This window comes from Lysinibacillus pakistanensis, assembly GCF_030123245.1.
Taxonomy (GTDB): domain Bacteria; phylum Bacillota; class Bacilli; order Bacillales_A; family Planococcaceae; genus Lysinibacillus; species Lysinibacillus pakistanensis.
The window spans coordinates 3,381,990-3,402,626 of record NZ_CP126101.1; the positions used below are offsets into that span (position 1 = coordinate 3,381,990).

Annotated in this window: 20 protein-coding genes; 10 read left to right on the forward strand and 10 right to left on the reverse strand. The window is 36.2% G+C overall.

The window, feature by feature from the left end; genetic code table 11:
* Positions 1-77: 77 nt before the first annotated feature.
* The 4 genes from QNH24_RS16840 (at position 78) to QNH24_RS16855 (ending at position 3,013) form a co-directional block, all read left to right on the forward strand.
* The gene (locus QNH24_RS16840) at positions 78-419 is read left to right on the forward strand and encodes a MerR family transcriptional regulator (protein WP_430675525.1); all 342 of its coding nucleotides are present in this window, start codon (positions 78-80) and stop codon (positions 417-419) included.
* Between the two features lie 32 nt (positions 420-451).
* On the forward strand, positions 452-1,780 hold the full coding sequence (locus QNH24_RS16845; protein WP_283868697.1) for a hemolysin family protein: 1,329 nt from the start codon (positions 452-454) through the stop codon (positions 1,778-1,780).
* Positions 1,781-1,941: 161 nt separating this feature from the next.
* A complete protein-coding gene (locus QNH24_RS16850; RefSeq protein WP_054770962.1) occupies positions 1,942-2,346 on the forward strand; it encodes a hypothetical protein in 405 nt (134 codons plus the stop codon).
* Positions 2,347-2,563: 217 nt separating this feature from the next.
* Positions 2,564-3,013: a helix-turn-helix transcriptional regulator gene (locus tag QNH24_RS16855; protein WP_283868698.1), complete on the forward strand. Its 450-nt coding sequence runs from the start codon at positions 2,564-2,566 to the stop codon at positions 3,011-3,013.
* 75 nt (positions 3,014-3,088) lie between these two features.
* On the opposite strand, the gene QNH24_RS16860 is transcribed toward QNH24_RS16855, so the two are convergent.
* Positions 3,089-4,039 carry a hypothetical protein gene (locus QNH24_RS16860; RefSeq protein ID WP_283868699.1) on the reverse strand — a complete coding sequence of 317 codons (951 nt, stop codon included), beginning with the start codon at positions 4,037-4,039 and terminating at the stop codon, positions 3,089-3,091.
* Positions 4,032-4,541 carry an RNA polymerase sigma factor gene (locus QNH24_RS16865; RefSeq protein ID WP_283868700.1) on the reverse strand — a complete coding sequence of 170 codons (510 nt, stop codon included), beginning with the start codon at positions 4,539-4,541 and terminating at the stop codon, positions 4,032-4,034. Before QNH24_RS16865 ends, QNH24_RS16860 begins: the two co-directional genes overlap by 8 nt.
* 314 nt (positions 4,542-4,855) lie before the next feature.
* Here QNH24_RS16865 and QNH24_RS16870 point away from each other — a divergent pair, with 314 nt between their 5' ends.
* Positions 4,856-5,590 (forward strand): metallophosphoesterase, encoded by a 735-nt coding sequence (locus tag QNH24_RS16870; RefSeq protein ID WP_054770957.1) that lies wholly within the window; start codon positions 4,856-4,858, stop codon positions 5,588-5,590.
* A gap of 30 nt (positions 5,591-5,620) precedes the next feature.
* Here QNH24_RS16870 and cyoE read toward each other — a convergent pair whose 3' ends face one another.
* The gene (gene cyoE, locus QNH24_RS16875) at positions 5,621-6,544 is read right to left on the reverse strand and encodes a heme o synthase (RefSeq protein WP_283868701.1); all 924 of its coding nucleotides are present in this window, start codon (positions 6,542-6,544) and stop codon (positions 5,621-5,623) included.
* A 309-nt stretch (positions 6,545-6,853) separates the two neighbouring features.
* Here cyoE and proC point away from each other — a divergent pair, with 309 nt between their 5' ends.
* The gene (proC, locus tag QNH24_RS16880; protein WP_283868702.1) at positions 6,854-7,654 is read left to right on the forward strand and encodes a pyrroline-5-carboxylate reductase; all 801 of its coding nucleotides are present in this window, start codon (positions 6,854-6,856) and stop codon (positions 7,652-7,654) included.
* 47 nt (positions 7,655-7,701) lie between these two features.
* On the opposite strand, the gene QNH24_RS16885 is transcribed toward proC, so the two are convergent.
* The 5 genes from QNH24_RS16885 to QNH24_RS16905 form a co-directional block, all read right to left on the reverse strand.
* Positions 7,702-8,355 carry an alpha/beta hydrolase gene (locus QNH24_RS16885; protein WP_283868703.1) on the reverse strand — a complete coding sequence of 218 codons (654 nt, stop codon included), beginning with the start codon at positions 8,353-8,355 and terminating at the stop codon, positions 7,702-7,704.
* A 232-nt stretch (positions 8,356-8,587) separates the two neighbouring features.
* The gene (locus QNH24_RS16890) at positions 8,588-9,145 is read right to left on the reverse strand and encodes a hypothetical protein (protein WP_283868704.1); all 558 of its coding nucleotides are present in this window, start codon (positions 9,143-9,145) and stop codon (positions 8,588-8,590) included.
* A gap of 271 nt (positions 9,146-9,416) precedes the next feature.
* Positions 9,417-11,594, reverse strand: coding sequence for a bifunctional diguanylate cyclase/phosphodiesterase (locus tag QNH24_RS16895; RefSeq protein WP_283868705.1), 2,178 nt, complete (start codon positions 11,592-11,594; stop codon positions 9,417-9,419).
* 684 nt (positions 11,595-12,278) lie between these two features.
* Positions 12,279-12,980 carry an O-linked GlcNAc transferase gene (locus QNH24_RS16900; protein WP_283868706.1) on the reverse strand — a complete coding sequence of 234 codons (702 nt, stop codon included), beginning with the start codon at positions 12,978-12,980 and terminating at the stop codon, positions 12,279-12,281.
* A 107-nt stretch (positions 12,981-13,087) separates the two neighbouring features.
* Positions 13,088-13,567 (reverse strand): thioredoxin family protein, encoded by a 480-nt coding sequence (locus tag QNH24_RS16905; protein WP_283868707.1) that lies wholly within the window; start codon positions 13,565-13,567, stop codon positions 13,088-13,090.
* 194 nt (positions 13,568-13,761) lie between these two features.
* On the opposite strand from QNH24_RS16905, the gene QNH24_RS16910 reads away from it, so the two are divergent.
* Positions 13,762-16,053, forward strand: coding sequence for a YhgE/Pip domain-containing protein (locus QNH24_RS16910; RefSeq protein ID WP_283868708.1), 2,292 nt, complete (start codon positions 13,762-13,764; stop codon positions 16,051-16,053).
* A 105-nt stretch (positions 16,054-16,158) separates the two neighbouring features.
* Positions 16,159-16,644, forward strand: coding sequence for a PCYCGC motif-containing (lipo)protein (locus QNH24_RS16915; protein WP_430675527.1), 486 nt, complete (start codon positions 16,159-16,161; stop codon positions 16,642-16,644).
* Between the two features lie 118 nt (positions 16,645-16,762).
* Here the strand turns inward: QNH24_RS16915 and QNH24_RS16920 are convergent, their stop codons facing one another.
* Positions 16,763-17,299 (reverse strand): hydrolase, encoded by a 537-nt coding sequence (locus tag QNH24_RS16920; RefSeq protein ID WP_054770953.1) that lies wholly within the window; start codon positions 17,297-17,299, stop codon positions 16,763-16,765.
* Between the two features lie 140 nt (positions 17,300-17,439).
* Positions 17,440-18,090, reverse strand: coding sequence for a DUF2306 domain-containing protein (locus QNH24_RS16925; RefSeq protein ID WP_283868710.1), 651 nt, complete (start codon positions 18,088-18,090; stop codon positions 17,440-17,442).
* Positions 18,091-18,768: 678 nt separating this feature from the next.
* Between QNH24_RS16925 and serC the strand changes: the two genes are divergently transcribed.
* Positions 18,769-19,857, forward strand: a complete 1,089-nt coding sequence (gene serC, locus QNH24_RS16930; protein WP_283868711.1) for a 3-phosphoserine/phosphohydroxythreonine transaminase — start codon at positions 18,769-18,771, stop codon at positions 19,855-19,857.
* Positions 19,858-20,217: 360 nt separating this feature from the next.
* Positions 20,218-20,580 (forward strand): hypothetical protein, encoded by a 363-nt coding sequence (locus QNH24_RS16935; protein WP_283868712.1) that lies wholly within the window; start codon positions 20,218-20,220, stop codon positions 20,578-20,580.
* The last annotated feature ends 57 nt before the right edge of the window (positions 20,581-20,637 follow it).

Sequence of the window (20,637 nt, forward strand, 5' to 3'; positions counted from 1 at the left end):
TTGGAGGTGTTTGCATTGGGACAGAGAAATTAAGAATTGGTGAGCTGGCAGAAAAAACAGGCATTACGAAAAGAACAATTGATTATTACACGAATATCGGTTTATTAGAAGCTGAACGCTCTGCCTCAAATTATCGCTATTATGCCCCTGCTATGATTGAAAGACTTCATTTAATTGAGCAGCGCAAACAGGAGGGTTTATCCCTTGTAGAAATTCAGCATGAGTTAAACACCACACCCTATGAAGAAATCGATGTACAAATACTTCGTTTAAAAATGCAAGACTTAGAGCACGATGTAACTTCTCTTCTTGCGCAAATAAACAATCAAGACACTAAACATATTGAAAAAGTTAAAAAAAATGTTTCACCCGAAAGTATTGCACTCATGCAATCTTTGCTTTTACTTATTCATAATTAGGAGGTGACGTTCTGTTTATACAGAACGACTATTTGGAGACCATACTTAACCTATCGATTTTTACCATTTTACTAGCTTTAACCGGCTTTTTCGTGGCAACTGAATTTGCCATCGTAAAAGTGCGTTCCTCTAGACTGGACCAATTAATTGGAGAGGGCAATAAAAAAGCTATTTCTGCTAAGCATGTTGTTAATCATTTGGATGAATACTTATCTGCCTGTCAGCTTGGTATTACTGTAACTGCACTTGGTATCGGGATGGTCGGTGAGAAAACCTTTGAATTTATGCTGCATCCACTTTTCGAGATGGTCGGTATTTCAGATAAATATATGACGGTTTTCACAATTGGTAGTGCTTTCGCGATTGCTACATTTTTACATGTAGTTGTTGGCGAACTAGCCCCTAAAACTGCTGCTATTCAAAAGGCTGAGACGATTACATTGTTGTTTGCAAAGCCTATTATGTTGTTCTATAAGATAATGTATCCATTTATTTGGTTCTTGAATGGTTCTGCTCGTATACTAGTTGGCCTTTTTGGCATGAAGCCTGCTTCTGAGCATGAATTATCACATACTGAGGAAGAATTACGATTACTGCTATCAGAGAGCTTTAAAAGTGGTGAAATCAATAAAACTGAGCTCAAATTTGTGAATAATGTGTTTGAGTTTGACGAACGTATTGCTCGTGAAATTATGGTACCTCGCACAGAAATTGCTGGTATAGAGAAGAATGAATCTTTTACAAATATTATCCATTTTATAGCTGCTGAAAAATATACGAGATATCCTGTTTATGATGGAGATCGCGATAATATTTTAGGCTTTATTAATGCTAAGGAATTATTTACCTATGGATTGCTTGAACAGCTAACGGATGAATCCCTCATACTAGAGCAATTTATCAATCCAGTAATTCGGGTGATTGAAACGATTCCAATTCAACAATTATTGGTACGCATGCAGAAGGAGCGTATTCATATGGCCATTTTAATGGATGAATATGGTGGTACATCAGGTCTTGTTACTGTAGAGGATATTTTAGAAGAAATTGTTGGTGAGATTCGTGATGAATTTGACGATGATGAAATTGCAGAGATTCGAAAATTAAATGACAATCATTACATTTTAAATGCAAAAATGCTCGTTGAAGATGTAGAAAATTTATTGAATATAATCCTCGAAGCAGAAGAAGTAGAAACGCTCGGTGGATGGTTCCTAACAGTTAATAATGGTATTAAAGCGACAAAAAACATTGAATTAGCTCCGTATGTATTTAGTATCTACGAGCAGCAAGGGCATCAAATCCATTACATTGAGGTGCGCCCTCTTCGAAAGGCCTTGCCCTCTATTGTTCAAGCTTAATCACTGAGTTATGGTTTTTAGATTATATCATTTTTAGCTTTACTAATATTTCACGAAAAGGGCTATTTTGATTTATCATATACTTTTGCCTTATTCCATTATTAGCCATTTCAATATATAATGAAATATGAATATGATTCTATTTTCAGGGGGCATCACATATGAAATTGTTTAAGCTATATCATTCGGACGGTATACACATTATTACGGACGTCAAAAAACACAAAACGAATATCGAACTAAAAACGATTACAGGTGAAACATTATATATTATCGTTGTCACAGATGAAAACTATACAGTTTACGACGACCGCTTTGCTGGAGCTTCAAAGCAATTAAATTCTGTTGAAGCCTTTGATATTGATGGGAACTTCCGTAGTCTAGATTTCGATAATATGCGCTCACTCTTCCAAGAAGCCTTTACGAAGCTATTACAGGAAATTGCAGAATGTGTGAATGATAATGATGAGCTTGTCGATATTGATACACTTCGTCATAAAGTAAGCGCTCAAATTAAAGGAATCCATTTCCGCGTTATTTCAGACACAAAAAAATACGAATTTTAACAATACGGTGAAACTTTATATCCTGGGTAACGAAGTTGCCTGAACCAATTGGGCTTTGGTGAGCAGTTGATCTGCGGGATAATACAGACTGTTCAAAATCATTTGGACAGTCTGTTTTACATTAATAAGCCATTTTGAATATATCAAAGCTGAAATCACGCTCTCCAATGCATTGATGTATAATGGTACTTAACGATCTGAAAGAAAGGGTGTTTGGATGAATCGTGAACAATTAATCACACTTATTTCAGAAAAACTGAAATTAATCCGTACCGAAAAAGATTTAACACAGGATCAGATGAGCGATTTACTAGGGCTCTCAAAAAAAACACTTGTTCAAATTGAAAAAGGTCGTATACAGGCTGGTTGGACAACAACAGTGGCAGTTTGTACCTTATGCCGAGAAAGCTCAATTTTACAGCATGAGCTTGGTGGTGACCCACTTGAGGTTGTGGATTTGATTGCAAATAACGGAACATTACAGCCAAAAGAAAAAACAATGGGTGGTTACATATGGTGGAAAAGCCTAAGTGAATACAATAGTTATCGCCTGCAGCAAAATGTTATTAGTCAACATTTTCGAATTCTAGATTCCAATAACTATCGGCTTCTCTCAACATTTGATGAAAATATTGCAAAGCAAGCATGGCAAAAACTCAAAGAATAACCAAATGCTACTGTCTATAAGACAATCGGTGGGGTTTTCCTTATCCCCACCGACAGTTAGTTTATTGCTACCTATTTATAATGCAAACATGATTATTAAATACATAATAATGGATAAAAGATAAGCAACCCGTAATAATCGAAGCTCTATATAACCACGGTGTGGCGTTAACTTTTGATTTATCCAAAATTCCCAACAGCATAATATGAATGCGATAGGTATTAACCAACCTACATACAACGGACTCTTTAAGTTAACTGCCACCAAAAGTATAACCATTGACACACCAATATCCACTAGCATCCACTTTTTTTCCGGATAGAGGTCTGGCTTTTTTGGAAGCCTGTATTTTTTTCGTATTAAAAAACTCAAAAGAGCTTCCACTATCATAACTCCTAGTATAACAAGTGGCCATAATGTCCAATTCTTAAAATTGCTTTTTAACGCTATAATTTCCTCATCCATTTTTACAGCCATTTCTTTAGAGATTATATAATATATTTTTTTATCCCAATCAAGCATTAATAATTCTCCATTTTCGTTAGCAAAACGATTCCATTTTAGGCGTTGCTGATGTCCATCTTTAAAGGTAATAACTAGATCATACGTATCATTATCAAATACCTGAATTTCACTTTCACTCGGGAAAATTTCTTGCTGTAAGGCTAATAATGTTTCTAGTTCCCTATAGGCCTTTGGAGATAGCTTTTTCACGCCTAAATAAAGCCTTGAATCTTTACCAATAAATTGGTTTTTTGTAGCGGATGCTATATAATGAACCGATGCTATTTCCTCCTTTAAAGGAAGCATTGCATTTTTGGAACTCTCATTGCCATTTACTAACAAGATGATGAATAAAAATAACATAACAACCACACCCGTAAATGCTGTACGATACTGCCATTGATGACGTTTTGTTTCCATCTGCATTTTTTTCTCTAGATTTTCCCATGTCAGCTCTTTAGCTTTTGTTGATCTTTTTAAATCCTGCATTTGTCGCAAAGCATTTTTTATTGAATCATTCATAACATATTCCCTCCTCCCCCAGTATTTTTCGTACTGCCCTAAGACCACGTGTCGTATTATTTTTCACCTTTGCTTCGCTCCAGCCAAGTAAATCACTGACTTCTTTAACAGATAGCTCCTCGATATAACGCAAAATAATAGCTTCTCGGTACTCAAGCTTTATCTTAAAAAGTGCTTGAAAAACAGCTAAAAAAGTTTCCCCTTTCAGTATAAACTCCTCTGGTAACAAGGCTTCATCTTGTAAACAATCCTTTTGAAAAAACGGGATAAATTGATAAATTCTCTTTCGTCTATAGTAATCGTATACTAAATTTCGGGCTATTTTTCTTAACCATGTAAGAATATTTGCTTCCTTCCTATATGTATGCATGTATTGATAGGCTTTAAAGAATGTTTCCTGTGTTAAATCTTCTGCTAGCTCCTTGTTTCCTACCAAATAATAAATATATTTGAAAATAGAATCACTGTGCTTTTCATAATCTTGCTGAAATTGCTGTAGCAACTATGCTCCCTCCTTTCCACTATCCCAACACTATAGACGAACGATGAAGGAATTGGAATCACTCTGACATATGATAAAGTAAACTTTTCATTAGTGAAAATTTTAAGATGTGATAATAGGACTTAGACCATCTACTAAATAAGAAGTCCATCGCTTGAAGCATTGATAAGATAGAGTCATTCATCAATACTATTTCGGAAAATAGAAAACTTTCGTAAACAGTAATTCGTCTAGGAGAGTAGAAAAGTCGAATTTTGCGAAACTATTCTCTATACTAAATAGTAACTGTACTTAACTGGAAAGGATGCACTTATATGAATAGAATACTAGCTATTAGTGATATACACGGGGAATTAGAACTTTTTGAGGAACTATTAATGGCAGCAAATTATGATGCTGCGCAGGATCAGCTATTTTTACTAGGTGATTATATCGATCGAGGACCTGCATCAAGCGGTGTTTTAAACCTAGTAAGCGAATTGCGAGCAATGGGTGCACGGGTTCTTTTAGGAAACCATGAGGCAATTATGCTAAAAGCCTGTCGCTCTGGTCATCTAAAGCCTTGGAATCATTGGGTAGGGCTCTGTGGCGGAGATGCTACGCTTGCAAGCTATGGTTATCAGGTAGCGGATTTTGAAGAAGCCATTCGTAATAACACCTTACCAGCTTTTATTCAGACATTACCGAAGCTTGAAGAACATTTACAGCTTATCGAAACCCTTGAAATTTATATTGAGTTAGAAGATGCTATCTTTGTACATGGTGGCGTCGTTCCTGGAGTAGCTTTGGCTGAAACTGACCCTATGCAATTGTTATGGATACGAGAGGAATTTCACACAGGCTATCAGGGAGATAAAACAGTCGTCTTTGGCCATACACCTACGTATAGACTTCATCAAAACCCTACTAATTACAATGTCTATTTTGGAGAAAATCATATAATTGGCATTGACGGTGGAGCTGTTTTTGGCGGACAATTACATGCGTTGGAATGGCCAAGTCGCCAAATCATATCAGTAGATAAGAAAAAGCCAACAAGTGATGAATAACTTGTTGGCTTTTGTTGTAATCGGATGATATTAATACAATTTAAAAATAACACCTACTAAAGAGTACACAATCACTGTTGAAAACAAAATAGTCATATGGAATAGTGAGAAGACAAACATTTTTGTCGCCCATTTAGTTTGATCCTTGTTACTATGATAGCCGTAAATACTCATTACAAGCCATGCGATACTAAGCAATAACGCCACAAGCATAATGCCAATACTTAAAGAGCCGAATAGAAAACTTGATAAAATTAGTAATAGTAAATAAAAGTTCGTTTGATAATACGTTCGGCGCATTCCTTTTACAACCGGAAGCATTGGAACTTTAGCCGCCTCATAGTCAGCATGCTTACGAATAGCTATTGCATAAAAATGAGGCATCTGCCATATAACCATAACAAAAAATAGACCGAGTATTGCTGGATGTGTAATGTCGGAAGAGACTGCTGCCCAACCAATGACAGGTGGAATCGCACCACCTAAACTTCCGATTTCTGTATTATAGATAGTGCGCCGCTTTGTCCACATTGTATACGGCACTACATACAAAAATACTCCAAGGAAACCAAATGCTGCAGCTAGTGGTGATGCAAGATATAGTACAGCCACACCCAAAATAAGCATAGTAAATGCCAAAGTCAGAGTAGATTTCGTGGACATCTCGCCTGTAACTGTAGGACGACTTTGCGTACGAGGCATAATAGCATCAATGTCCCGATCATAGACATTATTAAATGCTCCAGCGGCTCCTATAACAAGTGCGGAACCTATAGTGGCAAAAATAATTTCAGGAATATTCTCGATAAAAGTCATTTTATTTTTGTACATCCCCAGCGTTAAACCAGCCCACATAGGAATTAAATTGGATTTAATAATCCCTGTTTTAACTGTTTGCGCTAAAATAGTAGAGCGAGATTGTTGTTGATGCTCCGTTTTTAGATTTTGTTCCATTCATCTTAATTCCTTTTCTCTCTTAATTTCTACAAGCTATCCTCAATAGAAAACGACAAATTTTGCATACATATCAAATTATTATTTTACCTCTTGAAGCTAGAGTCTGTCTCTATGTTCACATAAAGTACATGATTTCTTTATCGTAAGTATAAGGAAGTAGTTCCATTCACAACATCTTCTATGATACCACCGACTGTTGTGAATTTGAACCTTATTGCCTTGATTCTTTGCATATTGCTATTCAAGAAAAACAATCTATTTTATACTAATGTGTATGTTTGGACTATATAAAGGAGTGTCTACCACGTGAAATATGGATTTATCGGCCTTGGTAATATGGCGACAGCTATTATTAAAGGTATGTGCAAAAGCGGGGATTTCGATTCTACCATGATCTACGGTTATAATCGGACGAAAGCCAAAACAACAAAATTAGCAACCTCTTACGGTATTCAAGCTACAAGCTCTATCGCAGCAATTATGTCAAATTGTGACATTATTATCCTTGGTGTTAAGCCTCAAATGCTGCCAGATGTTTTACCAGAGTTAAAAAAATATTTACATGACAATCACGTCATTGTTTCCATTGCTGCAGGCAAAAATATTACATATCTACAAGATTATTTATCTGAGGATACCCCTATTATTCGTGTAATGCCAAATATCAATGCCCTTATCGGCGCATCCACAAGCTGTTATACAGCAAGTGAGCAAGTATCAACTGCACAGCTTCAACTCGTTATTTCCTTGTTTGAAACAGTTGGCACAATTATTGAGGTGCCAGAACGTTTATTTTCTATTTTTACAACAATAGGTGGGGCTTCACCAGCATTTACTTATATGTATATCGACGCTTTAGCACGTGCAGCTGTACGTGAAGGAATGCCAAAAGATATGGCACTGAATATAGCTGCAAATGCAGTGCTCGGTAGTGCTAAAATGATTTTACAATCACAGGAACATCCATGGGCACTTGTCGATCAGGTCTGCTCACCAGGTGGAACTACTATTCAAGGTGTATCCTCCTTACAAAGCAATCATTTTGAAACAACGATTCATGATGCGGTAGCTGCTGTGACGGATAAAGATAGGAGCTTATCCAAATAAATTTTTAAACAATATGAAAGCCGAGACAACACATGTCTCGACTTTCATTATTGATAATTTTCTTGTAACTCCTGCGCTAAAAAGGCAGTAAGGTCTCGTAAGTTTTCTGGTGTAACACCATGTCCATCTGCATACTGTTTAAATGTTACAGTTGCTCCAAACTGCTCAAAAGTCTCTTTACTTTCTGTACCCCATTGTGGCGGAATAACATAATCATAATCACCATGAGAAATAAAAGCACGTAGATGATTAATTGGGCGAATTGCATATTCTTCTGTAACAAACTTTGGTGTATAGCCACTTAATGCTACTACCCCAGTAATTAAATTGCCCATTACAAAGGCAAGTGATTGTGCCAAAACTGCTCCTTGACTAAAGCCCAGCACGAATACTTTATGCGGATCAATTTGATATTCGTCAATAGCCTCTAACACAAATCGTTGTAAAGCTACTAAAACTTTATCAAAGATTTCACGGTCTGGTTTACCAACCTCTTGGATAGTGAAAAAAGCATAGCCAGGCTTTTGGGTAATAGGTCCACGTAAACTAAAAATATGGCATTGTTCTTTAAAATCCTGCACTAATTGTGGTAAATCATCTTCATGACTACCCATTCCATGCAGTAAAAAAATCGCTGGATATTTTTTATGAGGGTCCATAGTAGTAGGTTGTGTATGTTTAAAGGTAAATGGTGTATTCATGAACAAAATCCTTTCAAATGGAATCATTATTATCTTACCATATTCATTTCCTGCATAACTTATTTATTGCTCATATTTCAGTGGACCGTTTAAAATGTTGCCATTTGAGTACGCTTCAATTGTGCCTCTGGTTCTTTTATTAATTCCCCTGCTGAATTCTTTCTTCCGGCCATCATACAGCTCAGACATTATAAAAAACTACCTAACATATTAGGTAGCCTCTAAGAAAAACTTATTTCAATTTAGTTCGATTTATTAATTGATCTGTATGGTATGCAATATAACCATTCACAATGCGGATGGTTTCTTGTGGATCAGCATTAAATAGGAGTTTTGATTGCTCTGCGGTCGTCACCAATACCGTTATTAAATCCATACGCATAGAATGACCAGCAGAACTATAAGCATAATCGTAAATGATATCCTCCTCTACTAACCCGTCTGTCTCATATTGCTTATGAAACAATTTTTTCGCTTCATCGATTTGCTCAGCGACCTGTTGACGGATACGTAGCTGATGCATCAATAATTCTTCCTCAAGCTCCGCTGGCTTTAACCATTCTTTATTTACAAGCATTTTTAAGAGTTCTTTTTCCCAAACCTGCTCATTTTCAGTAAAATATAGCATATTCACCATCAGTCTATCCCAAAAATCAAATTGAGACTGTGCCGATTCACGCTGCATTGCAATTGTTTCTTTAAAGTGTTGCTCTACCTTTGAAATATCCATATTGCGCACTAAATGATTACACACATTTTCAATAAACTTATTTGCCTCTTCTTGTGCCATAAAAACCGTCCTTTATATCTACAAATCAAATCATCTCTATCATACCATGATTGTAGAATATAAAGAAACGGGCAATCCCTATGCCTGAAATGACGGTTGTTGGAATAACACTGAAACGACAAATTCAATGACAGGACGGCTAACAATCTCCACAATTACACGATATGTGTTACTGTGGAGTCCATAATCCTTCACAACTAGGCATTTTCTTTAACATCTATGATAAGCATTCGTTATTTGGAGGAAGACTTACTGAAAAGCTCCATTCATATTAATTTTCTAGAACTGAAATTGAATCTAATATACTCTTCACATGATTGTGAAGTGATTTGTAGGATTCCTGCAATATTTCCGGCTGTATAGGCTTACTGAATAAAAAGCCCTGTACAGCATCACACTTACTATTGACTAAATAGCTTAGCTGATCTATCTCCTCTATTCCCTCTGCAACTACCTTTAACTGTAGATGCTTGGCCATTGAAAGAATCATGTCTACTAATGCCTTATCTGTAGAATCTGCATGTATCTTTTGGACAAAAGAACGATCTATCTTTAAACAATCTATCGGAAAATCCTTCAGATAAGATAGGGATGAATAGCCTGTCCCAAAATCATCTACTGCAATGGTCACACCAAGTCCCTTTAGTTGAAGTAATATTGTCGTCATATGATTGCTGTTGATCGTCATGCTTTCTGTAATTTCTAGCTGTAAAAATTGTGCATCCAACTGTGTCTTGTCAAGCACTTGTTGTATCATTTCCACTAGATTTTGCTGAAAAAGTTGACCTAATGATAAATTAACAGCCACCTTCATTGGAGGTAGGCCGGCTGCTTCCCATTGTTTCACTTGTCTACAGGCTGTTTCTAACACCCATTGTCCGATAGGGATAATCAAACCAGATTCCTCAGCAATTGGAATGAAAACCCCTGGCGAAATCCACCCCTTTTTTGGATGCTGCCATCTGATTAAAGCTTCTACTGATTTTATTTCACCTGATTGTAGATTGATTTGAGGCTGATATTCCAAATAAAGCTCCTGGTTGTCTAGTGCATCATGTAAATCATTTTCTAATACAAGACGCTCTGTCATTTCACTAGACATGGAGGATTCATAAAATCGTATACGTGATGGAATCTTATGTGCTTCATGCATCGCATAGAGTGCAAATCTAAGAAGTTCTTCCTCCCTATTTGAATCTGTAGGAAATAAAGAAATTCCAATATTGAGCTGACTATTGAGGGAAAAATGTTGTACTTGAAATGACTCCTCCATGACCAATTGAAGCTGCTGACTTAGCTGGGTTAATTGATGGGTATGAACTACTTCATCGATAAAAATCACAAAATAATCCTCTCTCAGCATACAAAGATCATATTTCTCTGGTATCACGTTTTTCAGCCGTTGTGCAATCAGATTGATCATCTGGTCTGCATATGTATTACCTAAAGATGCTTTAATAGCTGAAATCCTTTCGATACCAATGGCAATAATTGCTTTATGCGATGCAGTTATGTATAAATTTCTTTTTAATGTCTCCATTAAAAAACGATCATTTGGCAGGTTCGTTACTTCATTGTGATAGGCCATATAATGCATTTGTTCACGAGATTTTTCTAGATGCTCTTGTGTATCCATTAGTTGTTGAAAAGGCTTTTCAATAGATGAAAAATAAATTGCTCTAAATAAAAGGTAGAAAGAGCTTAACTGAAAAATATGACCAATAAAGTTTTTAATGTCATAAACATCACGATATATTGTAAAAAGATAATCACTCATGATTAAATAAATCGCACTGCCCACCGAAAGAAAAATTATTTTTGGTGCTCTTTTAAATTTTTTTAGTAAAACTATAATAATGACGATGTGTAACAGGACCGCTAAATATTGCAAAGTATTTTTTAATGCTGTAGGCCCTTCTCCTTCAATGATTAGTGATGGCAAGATAGGTGTAGGAGCATAAAGAATAGCAAAACAAGCTATAATTATTAAAAACGGCAGCGGATAAATCTGCCAACGAAAGGTGATTTTAACTTCCTTGTCTTTCATAAAAAGAAGCACAAGACCACCAATCGATAAAAGCAATCTCCCTAGCATATAGAACCATGTGGCAGCATATGGTGTACTCTCTGTAATGAAGAAAGGCATTCCTTTATAGGATAGGGAATGGGCTATTTCTATTAAGCTAATGGTTAAAAATAAAGCGCCAGCATAGAGAACTCGTTTCGATAAAATATAGGGTGAAACTAACCAGGCCTGAATCGAAATCGCCATGGTTACCACAATAATGAGGATTTCCATCATTAAATGAATTGTGACATAGTTGTTCTTACCGAAGATGCCATATAATTGGTCCCCACCTAAAGCAATGACACTTAAGAAAATCACAGTTAATACAAGAAATTGACTCCCCCTTTTTACAAATGAAAAATCATCATTGAATTTCCCCATTGTAACTTCCCTCCTTTACTTAAGACTTTTTTCAATATTTCATTTAGAAATATTGGAATAATTATACTATAAAATACCCCTAATAACAGAGGTTTCGATTTTCCATTTGATTATCAATTATGCCTCAACATAATTGCGTCAGGAATCGGCTTTGTGCTTAGGCCTGCGTGATGCAGGTCAGTTAGCCGTTATCGCATGGATGCGATGATTTTAGGCTAACATCCTTTATTAACTCCTTTTCGATTCCTTGACATCCGCGGCTTTGGGCCAACAGATGTTTTTTGTGCGAAAGCGTAGTGCTAACGTAGCGGCAGCAACATGATGTTTTTTGTGCGAAAGCGTAGTGCTAACGTAGAGGCAGCAACATGATGTTGGTCACTCAGTCGTGTGTTGTTGTTGTTGCTGTCGCTTCGCTTTCGCACAGATAAATTGCCACAGGACGTGGGGTTCTTAGACTAAGTTCCTCTATTTCAGCGGGAGTTTGGACACCCTCTGAAAAGTAGCTTTAATTCACATTCATCTCACCACCTATTGAGGTGGGCTACTTCTGTATCTGCCGCTGCCGCTACGCTTTCGATACAAAAAACATTGCTGAAAGAAGTTAAAAAACATAGGTTATTGCCTGATTAGCTTGAATAATGGTCACAAAAAAGATGCCTCGATTTTCGAGACATCTTTCCCTTGCTATGAAAATACATAGCTATCCATATTATCCATCGTATTTTGTATAGCTTCCCGCAGTGATCGCTGATGCTCTCCACAAGCGGCAAGGGCCTCCTCTAAGGTAATTGCGGCATTTGCCATAAACGGTGCCAGCTGTAAATCCTTCGCTAATTGAATCAGGACAAGCGCTTTATTCCACTTCCAGCGTGCGTTATGGGGATCTAAATAAATTGCTTGCTCTAAATAGCCGAGTGCATCAAAGGGCATCCAGCCAAAACGGTGCATCGTTTGTCCTGCAATTCCCCAATATAGAGCCTTATTTGGATTTTCCTTAACAGCTTGTTTAAAACAATGCACACTCTCATTGTAATGGTGCGCAAACAAAAATAATTCACCTTGCGTAAAAAATGATTGTGCTTTTTCATAGGGCGTACCTATTTTCGCTATATTCTCTAGCTCTTGGATACGCCTAGAAAATTCAGCCTCATCCTTTATTCCACGAATTTCTACGACAGTATCTGATTCAGGATAGCTTTCATCTGAGCGCTCCACATGCTGAGTTTCAACTCCTAGCATAGACTTAGGGTAGCTAGCAAAATCATACTCTTCTAATAATTGTATATATTTTTCAGCTAACGCCTTTTCCGCTTCATCTGTCACTTGCTTAGCTGCCTCATAGCATTTCATTAGCTCTCCATTATAAAAATAATCATCCATCGTCATTCTAACTTCCTCCAATGTACAACTTTTCAGTATATTTAGTATACACTAACTACAATAAAAAAAAGACTGCTCAAAATTTAACTTTCGAAACAGTCTCATCATTCATGCTATTTTTTTAATACCTCTGTCTTTAAGAATGCTCGTAAATCTTCCTCAGGTAATGCACCTACAAAGCGATTAACCTCTTTACCACCCTCGAAACGGATAAACGTTGGAGTCGCTTCGATATTGTACTTACTCCCTAAATCGTCATACTCATAAAGATTCAGTTGAGCAATATCAACACCTAACTCATCAGCAATTGGCATTAATACAGGTGTAAATGCTTTACAATGCATACATATTGGACTGAAGAAATAGGCATTTACATCTTCTCCAGCCTTGATTTTTTTCTCTAATTCATCAGGCAGCATAATATTTTGGTAGTTTTTATCATCTAATTGATCGATTGTCTCTTGTTTCAGTTCTTTGTCGCCATACAAATCCTTAGCATTTGCTAGCTTACTTTTGTTCGACACATTTGTTAGCACAATAATTGCTGCAAATAGTACAACAATAATGGAGCCAATAATCAGTAATTTTTTCATGTGTTCCTCCTTTTAGACACTAAAAATACCCTAAATTTAGTGTATTCGCGACTTGATTATAAAGTATTTTGAAATCCTAGTAAACTAATTTGCCTTTAATAATAAGTTTTTCCACAATTCAAACATAATTTGGCCCAAATTTGGGAACATACATATTAAAGATCTAGCTCAAAATGAATGTGGAGGTGGTTACAATGAAGCACACTATCCAACATAGCCTGCAAATTTATAAAAGAGATATCCATAATATTTTAACAAACTGGGTAGTAGCTGTCATTATTGGTGGGCTCATCTTTTTACCCTCTCTATATGCATGGCTTAATATCTATGCCTCTATGGACCCATACGCCCACACAGCTAATATGAAAATCGCTGTAGTTAATGAAGACATTGGAACTACCGTTAGAGGAGAAAATATCAATGTTGGGAACGAGGTAGTCAACAATTTACAAACAAATAAAAATTTTTCTTGGATATTTTCATCCCATGAACAAGCCATTGATCAATTACAAAATGGCGATTATTTTGCGGTGATTATTGTTCCAAATGATTTTTCTCAAAAACTCACCTCTATCCTATCCAACCAACCGACTAAAGCACGAATTGATTATTATGTGAATGAAAAAATCAATCCTATTGCACCAAAAATCACTAGTAAGGGAGCTAGTGTGCTAACTCAACAAGTATCAAACGAATTTGTTTCAACCGTCAATGGAACGCTTTTCTCTATTTTTAATACGATTGGCGTAGAGATGGAACGAGAAATACCTGACTTTAGAAAATTTGAACATTATCTATTTACCATCGAGCAGCATCTACCTGATATTGAAACATTTTTAGCACAAACGGCTACAGGTGGTAAGGAAGCTGAATTACTATTAGATGGCACCATTAAAGAGGTGCCAAAGGTTGCGGCATTAACCAATGATGGTCTTACAACTATACAGCATGGTTTAACATTAATGAACGAAGCAGAGACGGTGTTTAATCAGCTATCTCCAGCCATTAAAAAGGATTTGGAAACTGTTCAACAAATTGCCCAACATTTTTCAGAGCTATTAGAGAAGCTACAAAATGCTGCTGTGGATACATCGAAGATTGCACAAACAAAGGCAACGATACAAAAGCAACTAGAGGATTCACGAAAAAAGGTCAATAATAGCATCCAGACACTCGAAGCACTCCAAAATTTAACACAGGCTGATGCATCTTCACGCAAGCAACTTGAAAGCTCACTTGAAACTATAATTACGGATTTACAGCAGAATGAAGACGTCAATAAGGAGCTCATCACAAAACTTGAGGCTATCAGAGGAAATTTACAAACAAATCCGAGTTTAACTGACTATTCATTAAACACATTAACATCATTACAACAGCTCAATACCTTGCTCTTAGATGTCCATACAAACGTACAAAAGCTCAATGTCTTAAATGAAGAAACCATAAAAAAGGATCTCGCTAATCTTCAATCAATTGCACAAACTGCTGCTAACAATCTACAACAATTTGTTACACATTATAATGAGAATCTTGAACCACAAATTCATACAACCTTATCATCTGCAAAAAATACGTTAACAAATGCAGCTACCATGTTAACAAATGTAAAAAATTCCATACCAGAAGCTACGAATCGCTTAAAAAGTGCTAGAAAAACATTAGAAACAGCCAATAATACCATTTCTAAAGTACAATCCAATTTTCCTACACTTAGTACCAAAATTAGAGATCTCGCTAAGAAGCTACGTACATTAGAAGATGAGGTAGACATATCCGAAATTGTTCAATTGCTAAAAAATGATGTTAATGCTGAACGGGAATTCTTTGAAGAGCCTATTAAACTTGAGGAACATAGAATGTTTCCAATCTCAAATTATGGAACTGCTATGACTCCTTTTTACACAGTATTGTCTATATGGGTCGGCTGTTTATTGTTAATTTCACTATTATCCGTGGATATTCATAATCATACACAATACAGTATTCGTGCCATCTATTTTGGTCGACTATTAACATTTGCTACGTTTTCTTTTATCCAAACATTGATTATAACAATTGGCGATATTGTTATTCTAGATGGATCCATTAGTTCTCCATATTATTTTATACCTTTTGGTCTTTTTATTAGCTTAGTGTTTGTGACAGTTGTCTATACACTCGTATCGGTGTTCGGAAATGTAGGAAAAGCATTAGCCATTGTCATGCTGGTATTGCAAATTGCTGGCTCTGGAGGCACATATCCAGTTGAACTATTACCGGGTTTTTTCCAATTAATTAACCCATTTCTTCCCTTTACCTATGCAATAGAAATGATGCGAGAGGCAGTTGGAGGTATAATTTGGACAAAGGTCTGGGTAGATTTAGCCTTTTTATCTTGCTTCTGGTTAGTCTTTATTTTATTTGGCTTTTACTTAAAAAAATTATTGAGTGAGAAAATGGAACTTTTCATGAACAAAACACGTGGCTTAGATATATTTCATTAAATCTCCCTACTCTTCCTATAAATGTTTCGGCTAGCGATGCTATAATGGCAGTAGTGTAAACATCTAGGAGGCGTTCTATTGAAAAAACTCATTTTTCTTTTTGCTATGTCGTTATTAGTGTTAAGTGCTTGCGGTGATGAAAAAAAGGCTGTTGAATCAAATCAGGACTCTGGGCAAAATGAAGCTTCACATGAAGGACATGCTCCTCATGACACTGGAGATATTCAGGAAGAAACAGCGTCTGCTGACGTTCTCCCTTCCTTTTTAGACAGTCAATCTGAAAATATTCGCTTAGTGTATCAAGTTGCTGGACAAGCCACAGAGGTTTTAGAGTGGATACCATGCTATTGTGGATGTGGTGAATCTGCAGGGCATAAAAGTAATTTAAATTGCTTTATCCAGGAGAAGCGTAAGGATGGAGCTATCGTTTGGGATGATCACGGTACTCGCTGCTTGGTATGTCTCGAAATTGCTGTACAATCTGCCAAAATGCATAAGGATGGCATGAGTCTAAAGGAAATTCGTCAAGCAATAGATGACACATATAAAGAAGGCTATGCTAAACCAACACCTACTGAAATGCCTGCATAAAAGAACAAAGTCGCATGAAGGTGCGGCTTTGCTATTATGTTATTTGAAAAACAAAAAAGATGTTTGATTAAGTCCTTTAGACCCTTCAAACATCCATTGAAAATCCGTATTTAATCGTTTACTTGACAAGCTGTAATATTGTTTTAAAATGCTCATGATCGGCTCTTTGCAGAAGCTCGTATAAAATCATCTCTGTACTCGTTGGTAAAATGCCTAGTGCCTTCATTTTCTCTAGCCCTAGCTCTTTATTTTCCTTTGTACGAGAGGATACCGCATCTGCAACAACTTCCACCTCAAAGCCTTGCTCTTTCAACTGCCGAGCTGTTTGATAGACACAAATATGCGTTTCGATTCCTGTCACAATAAATTGTGAACGACCAGTAGTTTTTAAGGCCGTCATAAATTCTTCCTCTTGACATGCACTAAATGCCATTTTGGCTATCGGCTGCCCCTGAATATGTTGGGCAATTTCTAATGCGGTACCACCTAAACGGCTTGGATTCTGCTCTAGCCATAATACAGGTACTCCCAGTACTTGCATAGCTTGAGCCAGTTTAGAGACATTTTGAATTGTGACTTCGCTTTCATCCACGATTGTTGCTAACTTCCCTTGTACATCGACAACCACTAAACATGCTTCTTCTACTGTAAACATTCGAACACCCCTTTGAATCATAGTCAACATTCATTATACCGAAAGTTGTGTTGTTTATCTGCATTCAGCCTTGTTTTTTGGAGCTGAATAAGGCAACATGTTTTTGATAGCTAAAATAAGATGTTCGCCACTACAAAATTTTATGTTCCAAATAGTAACTTAGAGTCCCTCTTTTTATGTTTCCGTTTAATAAGCCACTCCGCTATGATTAAATTAGGCACCCAACAGAGCCAAGCGATAACTGTATAACTTATTTCAAAATGATGAATCCCGAATAATCCCGTAAATATAGCTAGCCAGATTCTTAATGTGACGGCTGCAAAGGTCAAGGCATAATTTCTAATCATCCACTTTTCATGAGTATCGATTTTTTTATGTTTAATGTTAGCCAGTGCCTGCGAAGCTGTAATTAGCCAACAAATAGATAATAGGCCAAAACCCAACTGAGACATTACTCCTCCAGTTGCATGAAATGCCAAATAAAGACCCGAAGTACCCCCAAATAAAATACCCATCATATAAATTCTTCCCAATGTGCGATGAAGCTTACTATTCTTTTCTCTAAATTTTGAGTATAGCGTAAAGGGACCGATAACTAATGCTAAAACACTAAATATAATATGTATATAAAGCATTATGTACCATAGTGAACTTAATGTGGAATTTAACATTAGCTTTAGTTTTACAAACCCTGCTTGATGTGCATCCATGAAAAAATACTGAACAATGGAATAACTAGATATTAAAATTGCTGAACAACAACTAACAATTAGCCATGCTTTTTTATTCATCCTACAACCTCCTAAAATTTTGTATTTTCATAGCATGCATGAAAGCTTTTTCTATAAAAGTTAAGTATGCTTTTCTCCATACACCTCTGAAAATATATGAATAGCAGATTATTTTTATCCCCATTCATTTTTTGCCACATTCCCTTCTCTGATTTATACTATAGCATTGCAATTTATTGCATTTTCTCTTTGCTATACAAGTGGTACTAAAATGACTATAAGTGGTCTTATTTAGCCCCTGAAACTAAAAGGGAAGACAGGAGTTTAGGTACTTACAACTCCCCACCACACAAACACGAACGTTCAACATTAAAATGATTGTAATGATTAATAAATTACGAATATATTTTCAATAAGCGCCTATTCATCCATGTATTTGTTCGTATTTATCACTTAATAGTCATTTTTAATTTACTTAATTGTGTACATTTTGTAGCGAGAGTGACACTATTTTGCTTAAATATTGAGAATTTTATTTTTTCTATTGAAAATTGAGTTATAATCCAGTAAAGTTCTTTTATCCTGCTTTTACGGTTAGTTCATCACCAGTTGCTTTAGAATACATGTATGAACAAAATGTAAAAGCCTGATGGAAATTATCTACTATTCACGAGGAGAGAATCGACTCCTGTTGAATGAACAAAAACTCACTTTATAAACAATAAGGAGTGTACCACTTTGACACAACGCGCATACAATTTTAACGCAGGTCCATCTGCACTACCGCTAGAAGTACTAGAAAGAGCTCAACAGCAATTAGTAAACTTCCGTGATTCAGGTATGTCCATTATGGAGATGAGTCACCGCAGTGCTATTTTTGATGAAGTACATAATGAAGCAATTGCTTTATTAAAAAAGCTTTATGCTATCCCAGAAAACTATGAAGTTCTGTTTCTTCAAGGAGGTGCCAGCCTGCAGTTCACAATGGTACCCATGAACTTCCTTCAAGCAGATCAAACGGCAAGCTATGTTTTGTCAGGCTCATGGGCTGAAAAAGCCTTCAAGGAAGCCAAATTATTTGGTACACCTGTAGAAGCAGCAAGTACTAAAGAAAATCAATATCGTAGTATCCCAGCGTTAGCAGATATTCACTTCAACGAAGAGGATGCCTATGTGCATATTACTTCAAACAATACAATTTATGGTACTCAGTGGAAGGAATACCCGGAAACAGGCAATGTCCCATTAGTGGCAGATATGTCTAGTGATATTCTTTCAAAACCAATCGATATCAGCAAATTTGGACTTATTTATGCAGGAGCTCAAAAAAATCTTGGCCCATCTGGAGTAACGGTTGTCATCATTCGTAAGGATTTACTAGAAAAAGAAAATAAAAATATTCCAACGATGTTGAAATATACAACTCATGCTGATAGTAATTCTTTATATAATACACCACCAACTTTTGGTATTTTTATGTTAGGTGAGGTATTAAAATGGGTAGAATCCAAGGGTGGCGTTGCGGAAATTGCGAAGCACAATGAAATAAAGGCAAAAGTTATTTATGATGCAATTGACAATAGCAATGGCTTCTATAAAGGACATGCTACACCAGAAAGCCGTTCTTTAATGAACATTACTTTCCGTGTCGCTGATGAAGAACTTGAAAAACAATTCCTAGCTGAAGCAAAGGGAGCAGGATTTATCGGACTAAACGGACACCGCTCTGTAGGTGGTTGTCGTGCTTCAACTTACAACGCTGTACCATTAGAGGCTTGTGAAGCATTACGTGACTTCATGGTAGCTTTCCAACAAAAGCATCAATAAATCTACTTTCTGAGAAGTATTTTCTCTCATCTCCAACCTAATGTAAAAAGACGAAGGAATAGATTGCTTATTCTTTCGTCTTTTTGTCTCCCCAGAAATCAAGCTTTACTCCCTGCCACTTCAATCTTCAACTAATTGCGACACTTTCTAAAAATGTTTAGTAATAATTGGATGCCTTTAAATTTCTTATAATCTAGTGATTTACATTGGGGATATCTCATAATGCTAACTAACGTTAAGAAATTTAAAGTATTTTATATAGCCTATCGGACATATTGCCAATCTTCTTTCATTTTGATTTCATAGATTATTAATGTAAAGCACTACCTTTACAATAATAGATGAAGGGAGGTTTTTATAATGGAAGATAGAAGATATGGAACTTATATGAACTTTGACCACAATAAATGTTTTAAAAAATGTTGTAACGAGGCAGCAGCAAAACGTTGTCGTTGTGAAGAAGAAAAAGTTTGTCCCTGTAAAGAAGAAAAATGCACACCTAGAATGAGTGCTAACTGTAGAGGCTGTATCTGCCAACAATTAAGAAGATTAGAAGCTCCAGTTACACTAGACATCTTTTTAACTGGAGGTCTAAGCTTCTTAGGCGTGACTTTCATTTCCTTTGATCCTCAAAATTGCTGTGCTGTTTTCCTAGAGCCAAGTACTACAGGAACGTTAACTATAGATTGTAATAAAATTGATGCTATTCGTAGAGTAGCTTAATTACCAAATAAAAAGGATATTGCGAAGTATTGATGTACTTTCGCAATATCCTCTTTT